The organism is Amycolatopsis sp. NPDC003861, from assembly GCF_053605405.1.
The window spans coordinates 44,193-57,919 of sequence record NZ_JBSGJD010000007.1; the positions used below are offsets into that span (position 1 = coordinate 44,193).

Genomic DNA, 13,727 nt, shown 5'->3' on the forward strand with positions numbered 1-13,727 from the left:
TCCGCTCCTTTCACCGCTCGAGCCGGACCGGCTTGTGGGTCAGCGCTTCGATGTCGCCGGCCGCGCATTCGAGCAGGTTGTGGGCCAGGTCGCTCAACGCGCGCGACGCGGCCAGCTCGTCGCCGATCTCGGGCACGTGGGTGTCGGCGGGGTTGAGCCGCGCGACACCGGTCCCGGAGACCCGGGTGTCGTCGGCCGTGTGCAGCCGGGCGGTGGCCCGGGTGCGGCCGTCGTCGTCTTCGTCGAGGTGCACTTCGACGTGCCAGCGCTTCTCCCGCATGATTGCTCCTCAGGTTTCTTCGGGCACCATTTCGATGGCGCCGCAGGGACATTCGGCGACGCAGATCCCGCAGCCCTTGCAGTAGTCGAGGTCGATCGCGTACCGCTCGCCCGGTTCGAGCTTGAGCACCGCGTTGTCGGGACAGACGCCGTAGCAGGTGTCGCATTCGAAGCAGTTGCCGCAGGACAGGCAGCGGCGCGCTTCGAACAACGCCGTCGCCGCGTCCAGGCCGCCCTTGATCTCGTCGAAGGTGGACACGCGCCGGGACAGGTCGAGGTGCGGCCGGACGGTCCGGTCGGCGTCGCTGTAGTACCAGGTGTTGAGGTTGTCGAAGGTCGCCTCACGCCGGGCTTGCGGCTCCTGTACGACGGCGCCGCGCAGCCAGGCGTCGATCTCCCGGGCAGCCTTCGCCCCGTGCCCCACCGCGACGGTCGCGGTCCGGCCCGAGGGCACCATGTCCCCGCCCGCGAAGATCCCCGCGTGGCCGGTCATCATCCCCCGGCCGACCCGCACGACCCCGTCCGCGCGTTCGACGTCCGGGAGGTCGTCCACCAGAGACAGATCGGTGTCCTGGCCGAGGGCCAGCACGACGCTGTCCGCCGCGAGCCGCTCGAACTCCCCGGTGGGCTGTGGGAAGCCGGACTCGTCGAGCCGCATCTTCTCGACGGTGATGCCGTCGCCGTCGATCTCGCTGATCGTCGAAAGCCAGCGCATCGCCACACCTTCTTCGACCGCCTCGGCCACTTCGGATTCGTGGGCGGGCATCCGGTCCCGCGTGCGGCGGTAGACGACGACGGCGTCGGTGGCGCCGAGCCGCTTCGCGGTGCGCGCGGCGTCCATCGCCGTGTTGCCGCCGCCGTAGACGGCGACGCGGCGGCCGAGCAGCGGTGGTTCGCCGTCTTCCGTCTCGTGCAGCAGCGAAATCGCGTCGAGCACCCGCGCGGAGTCGCCGGCCGGGATGTAGGCCCGCTTGCCGACCTGGGCCCCGACGGCGAGGAAGACGGCGTCGAACCCGGCCTTCGCGGCCACGACGTCGGTGACCCGGCTGTTCTGCTCGAAGGTCACGCCCATGTCGGCGATCCGGCGGATCTCGGCGTCGAGCACGTCGCGCGGCAGCCGGTAGCGCGGGATGCCGTAGCGCACCATCCCGCCGGGCGCGGCTTCGGCGTCCCGGACGGTGACGGCGTGCCCGAGCCGGGCCAGGTGGTAGGCGGCGGACAGGCCCGCCGGCCCCGCCCCGACCACCAGGACCCGACGGCCCGACGGCTCGGCGACCGGGATCGTCCAGCCATGCTTGATTCCCTCGTCGCCGAGGAACCGCTCGACGGAGTTGATCCCGACGGCCTCGTCGAGCTGACCGCGGTTGCACGCGCTCTCGCACGGCCGGTAGCAGATCCGGCCGAGCACCGCGGGCAGCGGGTTGTCGGCCATGATCCCGCGCCACGCGTTCTCGTAGTCACCGGATTCGGCGTGGTACAGCCACTTCTGGATGTCCTGCCCGGACGGGCAGGCCTGGTTGCACGGCGGCAGCAGGTCGACGTAGACCGGCCGCTCGGTCCGCCAGGCACCGGTCTTGTTCGCCCGGCTCGAACCGACGTCGAGGGTGATCGCGAACGGCTTCTCGTGCTCCATCAGGCCTCCTCGAGCAGGTCGAACCGGCGGATGTTGCGGTCGGCGAGCGCCTGGATCTTCGCGATCACATCGGTGCGCGGCGGATCGCCGAACAGGTGCGCGTAACGCGTCTGGAGCCGCAGGTAGTCCTCGACCGGGACGCGCCGGCGGATCTTCGAGGCGGCGACGACTTCGCCGCCTTCGGCCTCGAACACCGGGAAGATCCCGCTTTCCTTGGCGAGGCGGGCGATCCGGATCGTGTCGTGGGACGCGCTGCCCCAGCCGAGCGGGCACGGCACCAGCACGTGAAGGTACCGCGCGCCGCGGAACTCCATGGCCCGGGTCACCTTGGCCTCCAGGTCACGCAGGTCCGCGACCGTCGCCGTCGCCACGTACGGGATTTCGTGGGCCAGCGCGATCATCGGCACGTTCTTGCCCTGCCCGAACACCGCGCCCGGCTCCGGCCCCACCGCCGGCGTCGTCGCCGTGCGCGCGGCAGCCGGGGTCGCACCGGAGCGCTGGACGCCGGTGTTCATGTAGGCCTCGTTGTCGTAGCAGATGTAGAGCACGTCGTCGTTGCGCTCGAACATCCCGGACAGGCACGCGAAACCGATGTCGACGGTTCCGCCGTCGCCGCCCTGGCCGACCACGCGGACGTCCGTGCGGCCCTTGGCCTTCAACGCCGCGGCGACTCCGGTGGCTACCGCCGGGGCGTTGCCGAACAGCGAGTGCAGCCACGGGATCCGCCACGACGTCTCCGGGTACGGCGTCGAGAAGACCTCCAGGCAGCCGGTTGCATTGACGGCGACCATCTGATTGCCCGTCGCGCGCATTGCCGCGTCGAGCGCGTACCGCGCGCCGAGCGCCTCGCCGCAGCCCTGGCAGGCCCGGTGGCCGCAGTCGATGGAGTTGATCCGCTGCCGGTCGGACTGGACGCTGCGCTGGTCGTCGCCGAGCAGCCGGCCGCCGACCGCGAAGCTGCCGGTCTGGTAGAACTTGATCGGCGTCACCGCCATGCTCATCACCCGATCCGTGAGGCGACCGCACCGAGGTCGCGCAGAAGGTTTTCGGCCGTCGGACCCGATCGGCGGCTCGCGGCGAGGCGACCCAGTTCCCGGTCGATCAACGTGCGGTCGAGGTCGAGGAAGGTCAGCGGCGGCAACCGGTCCGCCCGCCGCAGCACCCGGCTCAGGGACTTCTTCGTGACCGCGCGGCCGCCCAGCCCCGCGATGACGGCGTGCACCTCGGCCGCCGGGGCCGCGGTCACGACGTTCTGCGTGACGATTCCGCCCACACCCGGCTCGAACGCCCGTTCCAGCACGATCACGCGCCGGGCGTGGCCGATGGCCGCGCGGACGGCGTCGGCCGGGAACGGCCGGAAGCACGTCAGCCCCAGCACGCCGACGCGCAGGCCGTCCTCCCGCAGTGCGTCGACGGTGTCCTTGAGAGTGCCCAGCACCGAGCCGAGCGCGACGACGATCGTCTCGGCGTCCTCGGTACGGTACGAGCGGGTCAGCCCGCCGGAGTTGCGGCCGAACGCCTCGGCGAAGCGATCCGCGACGTCCGGGACGACGTCGAGGGCTTCCATCAGCCGGGCGTGGCCGAGGTAGCGCACCTCGGTGAACGCCTCCGGCCCGACCATCGCACCGATCGACGACGGCTCCGCGGGATCGAGGACCTGGCGCGGCTCGTACGGCGGCAGGAAGGCGTCGACCTCTTCCTGCGTGGGTGTGTCGACCGGTTCCCAGGCGTGGGTCAGCACGAACCCGTCCATGCACACCATCACCGGCGTGGACAGCTGTTCCGCGATCCGGAACGCCTGGACGTGCAGGTCCGCGGCTTCCTGGTTGGTCTCGGCGTAGAGCTGGATCCAGCCGGCGTCGCGCAGGGCCATGCTGTCGCTGTGGTCGTTCCAGATGTTGATCGGCGCCCCGATCGCGCGGTTGGCCACCGTCATCACGATCGGCAGGCCCAGCCCGGACGCGTTGAACACCGCCTCGGTCATGTACAGCAGGCCCTGGCTGGCCGTCGCGGTGTAGGCCCGCGCCCCGGCGGCGGACGCGCCGATGGCGACGGACATCGCGGCGAACTCCGACTCGACGTTGACGAACTCGCACGGCGTGAGCGCACCGGACTTCACCAGTTCGGCGAGGCCCTCGACGATATGCGTCTGCGGCGAGATCGGGTACGCGCAGACGACCTCCGGACGGCACAGCGCGACCGCGTCGGCAACGGCCCGGGAACCCTCAATCTGCCTGAGCACCGGTCAGCTCCTCCCGCTCGGCGCGGACGAACCCGTAGGCCGCGGTGGCCGCCGCGATGTTGCCGTCGGCTTTCGCCCCGGTGAACCGGCCGGCGATCGCGGCGATCACCGACCGCAGCTCGACCACGCCGGTCAGCGCGGCGAACCCGCCGAGCAGCGCCGCGTTGGGCACCGCCCGGCCCAGGTGTTTCTTCGCCAGCTCGGTCGCGGGCACCACCAGCAGGCGCTCCCGGCGAAACCCGCGGACGAACTCGCCCAGCCCCAGCTCGTCGAAGCTGTGCGCCGAGTTCACGAGCAGGTAGCCCTGGGGCTTCAGGCCTTCGAAGACGTTCACTTGGTGCAGCAGGGTGGCGTCCTGGATGATCAGCGCATCGGGCCGGACGATCGGTTCCCGCGTGCGGATCGGGGCGTCGGAGATCCGGCAGAACGAGACCACCGGCGCACCGGTGCGTTCGGAGCCGAAGCTGGGGAACGCCTGCGCGTGCCGCCCTTCGGTGAACGCGGCCACCGACAGCAGCTCGGCCGCGGTCACCACGCCCTGGCCACCGCGGCCGTGGATGCGGACCTCGGTGATACCGGGGCTTCGCCCTGGGCCGGGGGCTTCGCCACCCGGACCCCCGAAAGATGTGGTGGTGCTCATGCGCTCGGGTACTTGGCGAGGATGTCCCGCAGCGCCGAGACGAACCGCAGGGACTCGTCGTGGTCGCGCTGCCAGACGTTGCGGCCGAAGATCAGCCCGGTCGCCCCGGCCTCCATCGACTCGCGGGCCTTCTCCAGCATCGCGTCGTCGCCGGCCTTGCTGCCGCCCGAGACCAGCAGCAGCGTCCGCCCGGCCGACCGGACGACGGCGTCGATCGCCTGCTGGCTCGTCGTCTCCTTGGCGTAGGCACCGGGCACGTTGTCGATCTTCGCCGGGTGCGGGAAGTTGACCTTGACGACGTCGGCGCCTAGTTCGCACGCGGTCCGGGCGGCGTAGTCGACCGCGTAGAACGAGTCGCGGCCGCCCTTGGCTTCGATGGCCGAGCCACGCGGGTAGGCCCAGACGATGAGCGGCATGCCCAGCCGGTGGGCGTCGGCGCGGACTTGCCGCAGCTGGGCGAAGTCCTGCTCCTGGGCCGGGGTCCCGACGTAGAGGGTGTAGCCGACGGCGTCCGCGCCGAGCCGGACCGCGTCCTCGACGCTGCCGTGCAGCGGGGACAGCGCCTCGGCGTCGGACGGGATTTCGGTCTTGCCGTTGAGCTTAAGCACCAGCGGCAGCTCGCCCGCGTAGTCCCAGTAGAACTTCTCGGCCAGGCCGATCTGGATCGCGATGCCGTTGAAACCACCCTCGAGCGCGAGCTTGAGGATGTACTTCGGGTCGCTCGCGGCCGGGTTGGCGAAGAAGTCGCGCGGACCGTGCTCCAAGCCCTGGTCGTAGGGCAGGAAGAACGCGGTGCCGTTGCGCAGGCCGTGTTCGTGCAGGATGCGGTGCAGCCGGGCCTTCTTGCCGGTGTTCAGCCCGAGCTCGGCCAGCGGGGGACGGTGCGCCATGACGGCCTCCGGGGTCGCTGATTTCGTGTGTGCCCAGCCAATCGCGACGAGGTGGCCGACACCGCGGGCGAACGCCACCGGCACCGGGGCCCTCGGTCACCCGCGCGAAGGACCATCGGCTCTGGGCTTCCCGGGCGGCCGGCCGTGAGACTTCGCCGCATGAAGGTCGACGAACTACTCGCGAAGGCGAAGGACGGGCTGGAGACCAAGCTGGTCTACGGCGAGCCGTACGAGGTCGACGGCGTCACGGTGATCGTGGCGTCGGCCGTCGGCACCGGCGGAGGCGGCGGCGACAGCCGCGACGAGAAGGGCCGCTCCGGCGAAGGTGCCGGCTTCGGGCTGTCGGCCAAGCCGGTCGGGGCCTACGTCATCAAGGACGGCAAGCTCCGCTGGGAACCGGCGATCGACGTGAACCGCCTGCTGGTCACCCTGGGCGCGATCGCCGTGGCCGCCCTCTTCGCCGCGACCCGGCTTGCGAAGTTCCGGAGTGCCCGGGACGACGCCGAGTCCTGACCCCGGCTACCCGGCCGGGTGGTCCTCCTTCCCGGCGGTCCGGACCCGCTCGGTGAGCGCTTCGCCGATCGCGCCGGGCTGGGCGGCCCGCTCCCGGAGTGCCTGGGCGATCTTGGCGAGCACCACGGTGAACTCCCGGATGTGGGCGGGTTCCGACTGGGCGACGGCCTGATAGACGTCGGTCGCGAACAACGCGAAACTGGCCTCGATGGCCGCCCGGCCGCCGGGGGTCAGGACGACCAGTACGCTGCGCCGGTCGGTCGGGTGCCGCTCGCGCCGGGTGTAGCCGGCCGCTTCGAGGCGATCGAGCAACGCGGTCACGCTCGCGGAAGCGATGCCCAGCCGTTTCACCAGCGCCGACGGCGGCAGAGGTCCCTCGTGCAGCAATTCGCCCAGCACCGCGGCTTCGTGCACGCCCACTCCGAAGGCGGACGCCATGGCGCGCCGGTATTCGTCGGTGGCCACGATCACGGCTCTCAGCTGCTCAGCCAGACGTTCCATACCTCACAACCCACAAAATCACCGGCGAAGTATCTAGTTAATCTAGATACTAGCTCATCTAGGCTCGTGATGTTCGTGCGTCGTCGCGCCGCTCTTCCCGCGTCACGCGCCGATCTTCCGCATCGTCCGCGCAAAGATAGGGCAGCGGCCACCGTGCCCCGCCACCGCCACGCCGACCGGAAGAAACGGAGACCGGACAGCGCAACCGCCGCGAAGATTCTCCGCTCCCGAAATAGACCGCAGCCGAGAATCACGACGCCGCCCGCCCCGGATCCGGTTGCCGCGCAGGAGGAGCGGGGAAACCGCCGGACACTTTCCGACCCCGGTTGGTCGCCGGGCGAAATCAACGCCGAGATACCGGAAATCGGAGAAATTCCGTTGCGGCACCGGGCAGCGAATCGCCGCCTGCCTCGTTAACCTGGCCACAGCGAGTCGTTTTCGAGGAGATTCACCGATGCCGGACACCCTGTTCCCCGAACCCGCCGTCCCGCAGCCGGAGGCCGCGCTCCTCCGCCGTGAACGCAACCGCTGGCTGCGCCACGAAGCGAACCTGGTCCTGGGCCGCGGCCGGGCGGACGAGGCGGAGGCACAGCAGGCACGCACCGCGCACCTCGTGCTCACCTACGCCTTGGCGATCGTCGAGCAGCGCCCCGCCGTCATCGGCTCCTTCGCCGACCTCACCCGGGCGCAGCGAGACCGGACCTGAACTCTGCTGCGGACGCGCCGGGCCCGCGAAGGCGAGGTCACCCGTCCGGGCACTCGAGCTCCGGCGGCTCGTCGGCGACGTCGCGAGTCTGGCGCACCACGTGGTCGGACGCCGGTACTCGACCGTCCAATTCGGACCACGGCGCCGCCGGCGACCCGGGGGGCGGGGCCGCCGGCAGCGCTTCCCTGAATGCGTCAACCCCGAGCCGGGGCGGTGGAGCCCAGGACGACCCGCTCAGGCTGACATCCCGCGCACGGACGGCGGAGCCACCGAACGGAGGAGAATTCCCCGGAGTATTCCGGAAACCGAGAAAGTGACCACGGAGCGGTTCGCCCGGCCCGGGCGATCGTTTACCCGCCGCTAACCGTCCGAGGGTGTTCCGAACACCCGGCGAGACGCGAAGCCCGCGCGCGGGCATCATGGCGGCCATGCCTCACCGCGTCCTGCTCGCCGACGACGACCGCGCCATCCGTGAGTCCCTCGTCCGGGCCCTCGACCTCGAGGGCTACCACGTCACCGAGGTAACCGACGGCGTCAGCGCCCTCGCCACGGCCCGGCGCGACGAATTCGACGTGCTGATCCTCGACGTGATGATGCCCGGCGTCGACGGCCTCGGCGTCTGCCGCGTGCTGCGGGCCGAAGGCGACCCGACGCCGATCCTGATGCTCACCGCCCGCGTCGAAACCCCCGACCGGGTGGCCGGGCTGGACGCCGGGGCCGACGACTACCTGCCCAAGCCGTTCGAACTCGACGAGCTCCTCGCGCGGCTGCGAGCCCTGCTCCGCCGCACGTCGGGCGAGCCCGAAGCGCGGCGCACGCTGCGGCTGGGTGAACTCGCGGTCGACCCGGCGGCGCGGCGGGTGTGGTGGCAGGGCACCGAGATCACACTGTCGAAAACCGAGTTCGACCTGCTGGAACTACTCGTCCGCAACGCCGGGATCGTGCTCGACCGCACCACCATCTACCAGCGGATCTGGGGTTACGAATTCGGCGCGGACTCCAAGAACCTCGCCGTCTACATCGGCTACCTGCGCCGCAAGCTGGAGCAGGCCGGGGCGACCGGGCTGATCCACACCGTCCGCGGGGTGGGCTACTCGGTGCGGCCGGCATGAACCTGCGCAGCAAGCTCGCGATCGCGTTCGCCGGAGTCGGTGCGGCGGCGGCCATTCTCGTCGGGGTCTTCAGCTACCAGGCCGCGTCCCAGCGGATCGACGCCGAGCTGGACCGGTCACTGCTCACGACGTCGGCGGAAATCGCCGCCGGGGCGACGCAGGTCCTCGCGCCGAGCCCGGTCACCCGCGGGCCCGATGACGACGACCACGACGAGGCCCAGCCCATGGTGGCGCAAGCCATCGCCCCGGACGGCACCACCCGGCCGCTCGGCGGCCGCCCGGTGCGCCTCCCCGTCGCCGACGCCGATCGGGCACTGGCCGCCACCGGATCCCTCGGCGACCACCGCTACGACGACTTCACCGCGGGCCGCGACGATTACCGGGTGATCACCGTGGCCCTCGGGCCCGGCCGCGGCGCCATCGAGCTCGGCATCGACGTCGACGAATCCCGGCACGTCCTGAAGGGCCTGGCCGCCCGGATCACCGGCGTCAGCGCGCTGGTCCTGGCCGTCGCGGCCCTGGCCGGGTGGCTGCTGGCCCGGCAGATCACCCGCCGGCTGGTCCGGCTGACCGACGTCACCGAGCAGGTCAGCGACGGCCGCCTCGACGACGTCGCCGTCCCCACCGGCGGCCGCGACGAGGTCGGCCGGCTCGCGACGTCGTTCGACCGGATGCTCGGCCGCCTCGCCGACGCCCGAGCCGACCAGGAACGCCTGGTCCAGGACGCCGCCCACGAGCTGCGGACGCCCCTGACCAGCCTTCGCACCAACGCCAGTGTCCTGCGCCGGTTCGCCGAGCTCAGCCCGGACTCCCGCGCCCGCCTGCTCGACGACGTCGACGGGGAGACCCGCGAGCTGACCCACCTGGTCGACGAGCTCGTCGAGCTGGCCACCCGCCGGTACGAGGCCGAGGAACCGGCGCCGGTCGGGCTGGACGAGGTCGCCGAACGCGCCGCCGAACGCGTCCGGCGACGGTCGGGGCGTGCCATCACCGTCGAAACCGACGCGTCCGCAGTGACCGGCCAGGCGAAAGCCCTGGAACGCGCGGTGACGAACCTGCTGGAAAACGCCGTGAAGTTCGCGCCGGAGGGGCCGATCGAAGCCGTCGTGCGCGATGGTCGCGTCGAGGTGCTCGACCGCGGCCCGGGCATCGGCGACGACGACGCGGCCCGGGTGTTCGACCGCTTCCACCGCGCGGACGGCGCCCGCGGCCTGCCCGGCTCCGGCCTCGGCCTGGCCATCGTGCGGGAGATCGCGCTGGCCCACGGCGGCTCGGTCTTCACCGAGCCGCGCCCGGGCGGCGGCGCGGTGGTCGGGTTCACCGTCGGCGCGGATCGGCTCTTACCGAACTCTCACCCTCGTCACGTCGACGGCTAACCGGGCTTCGGAAGGGTGAATCCCGTAGCGATCACCTGAGGAGCCCGATGTCCGCCACCACGCTTACCACCCGCCGTCTCGCGCGGCCCACGGTCCGCGGGTGGTGGCGCGACATCGCCGGGCTCACCGCCTGGGCGAGTGTGCTGTTCGTCGTCGCGCTCTGGGTGTCCGGCCGTGGCCTGCAGGACCTCGCCACCGATTTCTTCACCTCCACCGGACGGCTCACCGGGCTGCTGTCGGCGGATCTCCTGCTGCTGCAGCTGCTGCTGATGGCGCGCATCCCGTGGGTCGAGCGCAGCTACGGTCAGGACGAACTGGCCCGGCGTCACCGGCTCGTCGGCTTCACCTCGATCACGCTGCTGGCCGCGCACCTGGTCCTCATCACCCTGGGCTACGCGGCGACCGACCGCAGTGGCGTCCTGGCCGAGGCGTGGACACTGGTGACCACCTACCCCGGCATGCTCCTGGCCGCCGCCGGGACCGCCGCGCTCGGCATGGTCGCCGCGACGTCGGTGCGCGCGGCCCGGCGGCGGCTGCGCTACGAGTCCTGGCACCTGCTGCACCTGTACGCCTACCTCGGCGCCGGGCTTGCCCTGCCGCACCAGCTCTGGACCGGCGCCGACTTCTCCACGTCCCCGGTCGCGACGGCGTTCTGGTGGACCGCCTACGCCGCGGCGGCGGGCGCGGTGCTCGTGTTCCGCGTAGGGCGGCCGGTGTGGCTCAACGCGCGGCACCGGCTGGTCGTCGACGAGGTCGTGCCCGAAGGCCGCGGGGTCGTCTCGGTGTACCTGCGCGGCCGTGACCTCGACCGGCTCCCCACCGCCGCGGGCCAGTTCTGCGTCTGGCGGTTCCCCTCCGGGCCCGGCTGGACCCGGGGCAAGCCGTTCTCGCTCTCCGCCGCACCGGACGGACACCGGCTGCGGATCACCGCGAAGGACCTCGGCCCGGGCAGCCGCCGCCTCGCCACCCTGCCGCCGGGCACGCGGGCATTCTTCGAAGGTCCCTACGGCCGGCTGACCGCCACTGTCCGCAAAGGACGGAAGATCGCCCTGTTCGCCTCCGGCATCGGGATCACGCCGTTGCGCGCGCTGCTGGAGGAACTCCCCTACCGGCCGGGGGAAGCCGTGCTGTTCTTCCGCGCCGGCCACCCAGCGGACCTGCTGTTCCGGGCCGAACTCGACGACCTCGCCGCCCGCCGCGGCATCCGGATCCACTACCTGCCCGGCCGCCGCTCCCGCGACCGCGCGTCTTGGCTGCCCGCCGGCTACGCCCCGGTGCCCGACGAGCAGGTGCTGCGCCACCTCGTGCCCGACATCGCCGACCACGACGTCTACGTCTGCGGCCCCGACGCCTGGACCGGCGCCGTGCTCGACAGCGCCCGCCGCGCCGGTGTCCCCGCCGACCGCGTCCACCACGAGCGGTTCGCCTGGTGAGGAAGGAGAATTCGATGCGCCGGATCGCCATCGCCGCCGCCGCGACCGTGTCCGTGGTCGTGCTGCTGTTCAGCTACCGCACCAGCACGGACGCCACGCCCGTCGCGACCGGCCGGACGCAGCCGTCGCGCACCGCGAGCCCACCCACGGCGAGCAGCGGTTCGGCCGGTGACGGGACGTTCACCGGCGACGCCGCCGACACCCGCTACGGCCCGGTCCGGGTCCGCATCACGGTCGCGGGCGGCCGCATCACCGCGGCGGACGCGATCGACTACCCGCAGGAGAGCGGCCGCGACGTCCGGATCAACTCCGAGGCCGTGCCGGCACTGAACCAGGAAGTCCTGCGGGCCCAGAGCGCGCAGATCGACACGGTCAGCGGCGCCACCTACACCTCCGAGGGCTACCAGCAGTCCCTGCAGTCGGCGATCGACCAGGCCCACCGGTGACGACCGCACCCCGGCGGTCCTGGACGCGGCCCGTCATGGGCACCCAGGCCAGCCTGCACCTGCGCGGCCGGCGCATCGACTCCCAGCCCGCCGTCGAACCGGCCGTGGCCGCGGTGTTCGGGCACCTGCGGGCCGCCGACGAGCTGTTCAGCACCTACCGGCCGGACAGCCAGGTCAGCGCCCTCCGCCGCGGCGAGCTCCCCCGCGACGACCGGCACCCGTGGCTCACCGAAGTCCTGGCGCTGTGCGACGAAGCACGAGAACGCACGGACGGCTACTTCGACGCATGGCTGCCGGGCGGCTTCGACCCGTCCGGCCTGGTGAAGGGCTGGGCCACCGAACAAGCCACCGCGCACCTCGCCGGGCTGCGCGGGTTCGACCACTACCTCAACGTCGGCGGCGACATCGCCGCCCGGGTCGGCGTCACGACCGCGCCACCGTGGCGGGTCGCCGTCGGAGACCCTGCGGATCCGGCTGCGTTCCTGGCCATCCTCGAGCTGCGCACCGGCGGCGTCGCCACGTCCGGAACGGCCGCCCGCGGCCACCACATCGTCGATCCCCACACCGGCACCCACCCCGGTGGGCTGCTCGCCGTCACGGTCACCGGGCCGACGCTCCTGTGGGCCGACGTGTTCGCCACCGCCGCCTTCGCCCGCGGCGGTGAGGACATCGCGGAGTGGGTCGCCACCCGGGCGCCCGGCTACGAGGTCGCCGCACTCGCCCGTGCCCCGTGAGGACATCTCCGCCAGTCCCCCGCCTCCCTCCACAAAGGACATCATGACCACCGTCAACGGCCTGCCCGCCCACATCCTGCTCGTGCACGCGATCGTCGTGCTGCTCCCGCTGTCCGCCCTGCTCCTGGTCCTCAGCGCGCTGTGGCCGGCCGCGCGCGCCAAGCTCGCCGGCCCGAACGCGATCCTGTCGGTTCTCGTCGTGATCCTGGTTCCGATCACCACCGAAGCGGGCGAATGGCTCGAACGGCGGGTCGCGCGGACCCCGCTGGTGCGCACCCACACCGAGCTCGGCGACACGGCGATCTGGGTGGCGATCCCGGTCGCGGTCCTGGCCCTGCTCGTGTGGTGGCGACGCCGCGAAACCGGGCGCTCGGGCCGCGCGTTCCTGGCCCCGGCGTCGACGACGGTCACGGTGGTGGTCGCGGTGCTGTCCGTCGCGGCCGCCGGCGCGGCGGTCTTCGACGTCTACCGCATCGGTGACTCCGGCGCCCAGGCCACCTGGCAGGGCCAGTTCAGCTCCGCACCGGCCACAGAAGGCCCAGGCCGCTGAGCACTCCTCGGGGCCGGGCTCGCGACGAGGACGACCGGAACGTCACGAGGTACCGTGCGCCAGCCGCCGGATCCGCTGCAGCGCACGGTGCTGCGCCACGCGGACCGCGCCGGCGCTGGGCATCTCCAGCAGCCGCGCCGTCTCTTCGGCGGAGTACCCGAAGGCCAGCCGCAGCGCGAGCACCTCCCGGTGCGGTCCGGGAAGCCGCCGCAACAGCCGTCCCACCCGCCGCTCCTGCTCGAGCCGGGCGAACTCCTCACTCGCGGCCGGCGCCGACCGGGACGTCCGGGCCAGCTGCGCCTCCGCCGAGGGCACGAGCTGCTCCCGGCTGTTGTGCCGGGAGCGGTGGCAGTCCGCGACCTTGTGCGCCGCGATACCGAACACCCAGACGAGGAACATGTCGGGCCCGTACGGGTAGTCCGGCAACGCCGAAAGGACGGCGACCATGACTTCCTGGACGCAGTCCTCCGCCTCGGCCGCCCCGGTCTCGCGGAGCCGTTGCCGGCAGTAGCCGAGCACGATCGGCCGCAGCAGCCGGAACAGCGCTTTCGCCGCCGGGTCACCGCCCACCGCGCGCCGGATGAGTTCGGTGTCCGGCCGCGGAACGCGTCGGCCGTCGCAGTGTGCCGTTGTTTCCACACATCCCCCCGGAATTGTTTCCCCGCCACCCGG

Annotated in this window: 16 protein-coding genes; 8 read left to right on the forward strand and 8 right to left on the reverse strand. The window is 72.1% G+C overall.

Annotated elements, in window-relative coordinates:
• Nucleotides 1-10: 10 nt before the first annotated feature.
• From ACWEVN_RS03655 to ACWEVN_RS03680, 6 genes are read right to left on the reverse strand one after another with little or no spacing between them, the layout of a single operon-like run.
• A complete protein-coding gene (locus ACWEVN_RS03655) occupies nucleotides 11-280 on the reverse strand; it encodes a DUF1876 domain-containing protein (RefSeq protein ID WP_452050100.1) in 270 nt (89 codons plus the stop codon).
• A gap of 9 nt (nucleotides 281-289) precedes the next feature.
• Entirely contained in the window at nucleotides 290-1,912 is a 1,623-nt protein-coding gene (locus ACWEVN_RS03660) for an NAD(P)-binding protein (protein ID WP_452050101.1), read from the reverse strand.
• Nucleotides 1,912-2,913: a thiamine pyrophosphate-dependent enzyme gene (locus ACWEVN_RS03665; protein WP_452050102.1), complete on the reverse strand. Its 1,002-nt coding sequence runs from the start codon at nucleotides 2,911-2,913 to the stop codon at nucleotides 1,912-1,914. The genes ACWEVN_RS03660 and ACWEVN_RS03665 overlap by 1 nt, the downstream gene beginning before the upstream one ends.
• Nucleotides 2,913-4,154, reverse strand: a complete 1,242-nt coding sequence (locus ACWEVN_RS03670) for a transketolase C-terminal domain-containing protein (RefSeq protein ID WP_452050103.1) — start codon at nucleotides 4,152-4,154, stop codon at nucleotides 2,913-2,915. Before ACWEVN_RS03670 ends, ACWEVN_RS03665 begins: the two co-directional genes overlap by 1 nt.
• Nucleotides 4,138-4,794, reverse strand: a complete 657-nt coding sequence (locus tag ACWEVN_RS03675) for a 2-oxoacid:acceptor oxidoreductase family protein (protein ID WP_452050104.1) — start codon at nucleotides 4,792-4,794, stop codon at nucleotides 4,138-4,140. Before ACWEVN_RS03675 ends, ACWEVN_RS03670 begins: the two co-directional genes overlap by 17 nt.
• Nucleotides 4,791-5,684 carry a class I fructose-bisphosphate aldolase gene (locus ACWEVN_RS03680; RefSeq protein WP_452050105.1) on the reverse strand — a complete coding sequence of 298 codons (894 nt, stop codon included), beginning with the start codon at nucleotides 5,682-5,684 and terminating at the stop codon, nucleotides 4,791-4,793. Before ACWEVN_RS03680 ends, ACWEVN_RS03675 begins: the two co-directional genes overlap by 4 nt.
• 159 nt (nucleotides 5,685-5,843) lie before the next feature.
• Between ACWEVN_RS03680 and ACWEVN_RS03685 the strand changes: the two genes are divergently transcribed.
• Nucleotides 5,844-6,197, forward strand: a complete 354-nt coding sequence (locus ACWEVN_RS03685; protein ID WP_452050106.1) for a spore germination protein GerW family protein — start codon at nucleotides 5,844-5,846, stop codon at nucleotides 6,195-6,197.
• Between the two features lie 6 nt (nucleotides 6,198-6,203).
• Here the strand turns inward: ACWEVN_RS03685 and ACWEVN_RS03690 are convergent, their stop codons facing one another.
• The gene (locus ACWEVN_RS03690) at nucleotides 6,204-6,698 is read right to left on the reverse strand and encodes a MarR family winged helix-turn-helix transcriptional regulator (protein WP_452050107.1); all 495 of its coding nucleotides are present in this window, start codon (nucleotides 6,696-6,698) and stop codon (nucleotides 6,204-6,206) included.
• A gap of 454 nt (nucleotides 6,699-7,152) precedes the next feature.
• Here ACWEVN_RS03690 and ACWEVN_RS03695 point away from each other — a divergent pair, with 454 nt between their 5' ends.
• The 7 genes from ACWEVN_RS03695 to ACWEVN_RS03725 all read left to right on the forward strand — a co-directional run bounded on the left by ACWEVN_RS03695 (nucleotide 7,153) and on the right by ACWEVN_RS03725 (nucleotide 13,055).
• On the forward strand, nucleotides 7,153-7,404 hold the full coding sequence (locus tag ACWEVN_RS03695; protein ID WP_452050108.1) for a hypothetical protein: 252 nt from the start codon (nucleotides 7,153-7,155) through the stop codon (nucleotides 7,402-7,404).
• A gap of 419 nt (nucleotides 7,405-7,823) precedes the next feature.
• The gene (locus tag ACWEVN_RS03700; protein WP_452050144.1) at nucleotides 7,824-8,516 is read left to right on the forward strand and encodes a response regulator transcription factor; all 693 of its coding nucleotides are present in this window, start codon (nucleotides 7,824-7,826) and stop codon (nucleotides 8,514-8,516) included.
• Nucleotides 8,513-9,892, forward strand: coding sequence for an ATP-binding protein (locus ACWEVN_RS03705; RefSeq protein WP_452050109.1), 1,380 nt, complete (start codon nucleotides 8,513-8,515; stop codon nucleotides 9,890-9,892). The genes ACWEVN_RS03700 and ACWEVN_RS03705 overlap by 4 nt, the downstream gene beginning before the upstream one ends.
• Nucleotides 9,893-9,939: 47 nt before the next feature.
• Nucleotides 9,940-11,325 carry a ferredoxin reductase family protein gene (locus ACWEVN_RS03710; RefSeq protein WP_452050110.1) on the forward strand — a complete coding sequence of 462 codons (1,386 nt, stop codon included), beginning with the start codon at nucleotides 9,940-9,942 and terminating at the stop codon, nucleotides 11,323-11,325.
• A gap of 14 nt (nucleotides 11,326-11,339) precedes the next feature.
• Nucleotides 11,340-11,771 carry an FMN-binding protein gene (locus ACWEVN_RS03715; RefSeq protein WP_452050111.1) on the forward strand — a complete coding sequence of 144 codons (432 nt, stop codon included), beginning with the start codon at nucleotides 11,340-11,342 and terminating at the stop codon, nucleotides 11,769-11,771.
• Nucleotides 11,768-12,505 (forward strand): FAD:protein FMN transferase, encoded by a 738-nt coding sequence (locus tag ACWEVN_RS03720; RefSeq protein WP_452050112.1) that lies wholly within the window; start codon nucleotides 11,768-11,770, stop codon nucleotides 12,503-12,505. The genes ACWEVN_RS03715 and ACWEVN_RS03720 overlap by 4 nt, the downstream gene beginning before the upstream one ends.
• A 43-nt stretch (nucleotides 12,506-12,548) precedes the next feature.
• Nucleotides 12,549-13,055 carry a DUF2231 domain-containing protein gene (locus ACWEVN_RS03725; RefSeq protein ID WP_452050113.1) on the forward strand — a complete coding sequence of 169 codons (507 nt, stop codon included), beginning with the start codon at nucleotides 12,549-12,551 and terminating at the stop codon, nucleotides 13,053-13,055.
• Between the two features lie 42 nt (nucleotides 13,056-13,097).
• On the opposite strand, the gene ACWEVN_RS03730 is transcribed toward ACWEVN_RS03725, so the two are convergent.
• Nucleotides 13,098-13,625 (reverse strand): sigma-70 family RNA polymerase sigma factor, encoded by a 528-nt coding sequence (locus ACWEVN_RS03730; protein ID WP_452050114.1) that lies wholly within the window; start codon nucleotides 13,623-13,625, stop codon nucleotides 13,098-13,100.
• Between the last annotated feature and the right edge of the window lie 102 nt (nucleotides 13,626-13,727).

Bases quoted from the DNA above. Each gene is read 5' to 3' on its own strand.
- ACWEVN_RS03725 (WP_452050113.1), top strand. From the start codon at position 12,549: ATGACCACCGTCAACGGCCTGCCCGCCCACATCCTGCTCGTGCACGCG.
- ACWEVN_RS03680 (WP_452050105.1), bottom strand. From the start codon at position 5,684: ATGGCGCACCGTCCCCCGCTGGCCGAGCTCGGGCTGAACACCGGCAAG.
- ACWEVN_RS03675 (WP_452050104.1), bottom strand. From the start codon at position 4,794: ATGAGCACCACCACATCTTTCGGGGGTCCGGGTGGCGAAGCCCCCGGC.
- ACWEVN_RS03705 (WP_452050109.1), top strand. From the start codon at position 8,513: ATGAACCTGCGCAGCAAGCTCGCGATCGCGTTCGCCGGAGTCGGTGCG.
- ACWEVN_RS03685 (WP_452050106.1), top strand. From the start codon at position 5,844: ATGAAGGTCGACGAACTACTCGCGAAGGCGAAGGACGGGCTGGAGACC.
- ACWEVN_RS03695 (WP_452050108.1), top strand. From the start codon at position 7,153: ATGCCGGACACCCTGTTCCCCGAACCCGCCGTCCCGCAGCCGGAGGCC.
- ACWEVN_RS03700 (WP_452050144.1), top strand. From the start codon at position 7,824: ATGGCGGCCATGCCTCACCGCGTCCTGCTCGCCGACGACGACCGCGCC.
- ACWEVN_RS03710 (WP_452050110.1), top strand. From the start codon at position 9,940: ATGTCCGCCACCACGCTTACCACCCGCCGTCTCGCGCGGCCCACGGTC.
- ACWEVN_RS03660 (WP_452050101.1), bottom strand. From the start codon at position 1,912: ATGGAGCACGAGAAGCCGTTCGCGATCACCCTCGACGTCGGTTCGAGC.
- ACWEVN_RS03665 (WP_452050102.1), bottom strand. From the start codon at position 2,913: ATGAGCATGGCGGTGACGCCGATCAAGTTCTACCAGACCGGCAGCTTC.
- ACWEVN_RS03690 (WP_452050107.1), bottom strand. From the start codon at position 6,698: ATGGAACGTCTGGCTGAGCAGCTGAGAGCCGTGATCGTGGCCACCGAC.
- ACWEVN_RS03715 (WP_452050111.1), top strand. From the start codon at position 11,340: ATGCGCCGGATCGCCATCGCCGCCGCCGCGACCGTGTCCGTGGTCGTG.
- ACWEVN_RS03655 (WP_452050100.1), bottom strand. From the start codon at position 280: ATGCGGGAGAAGCGCTGGCACGTCGAAGTGCACCTCGACGAAGACGAC.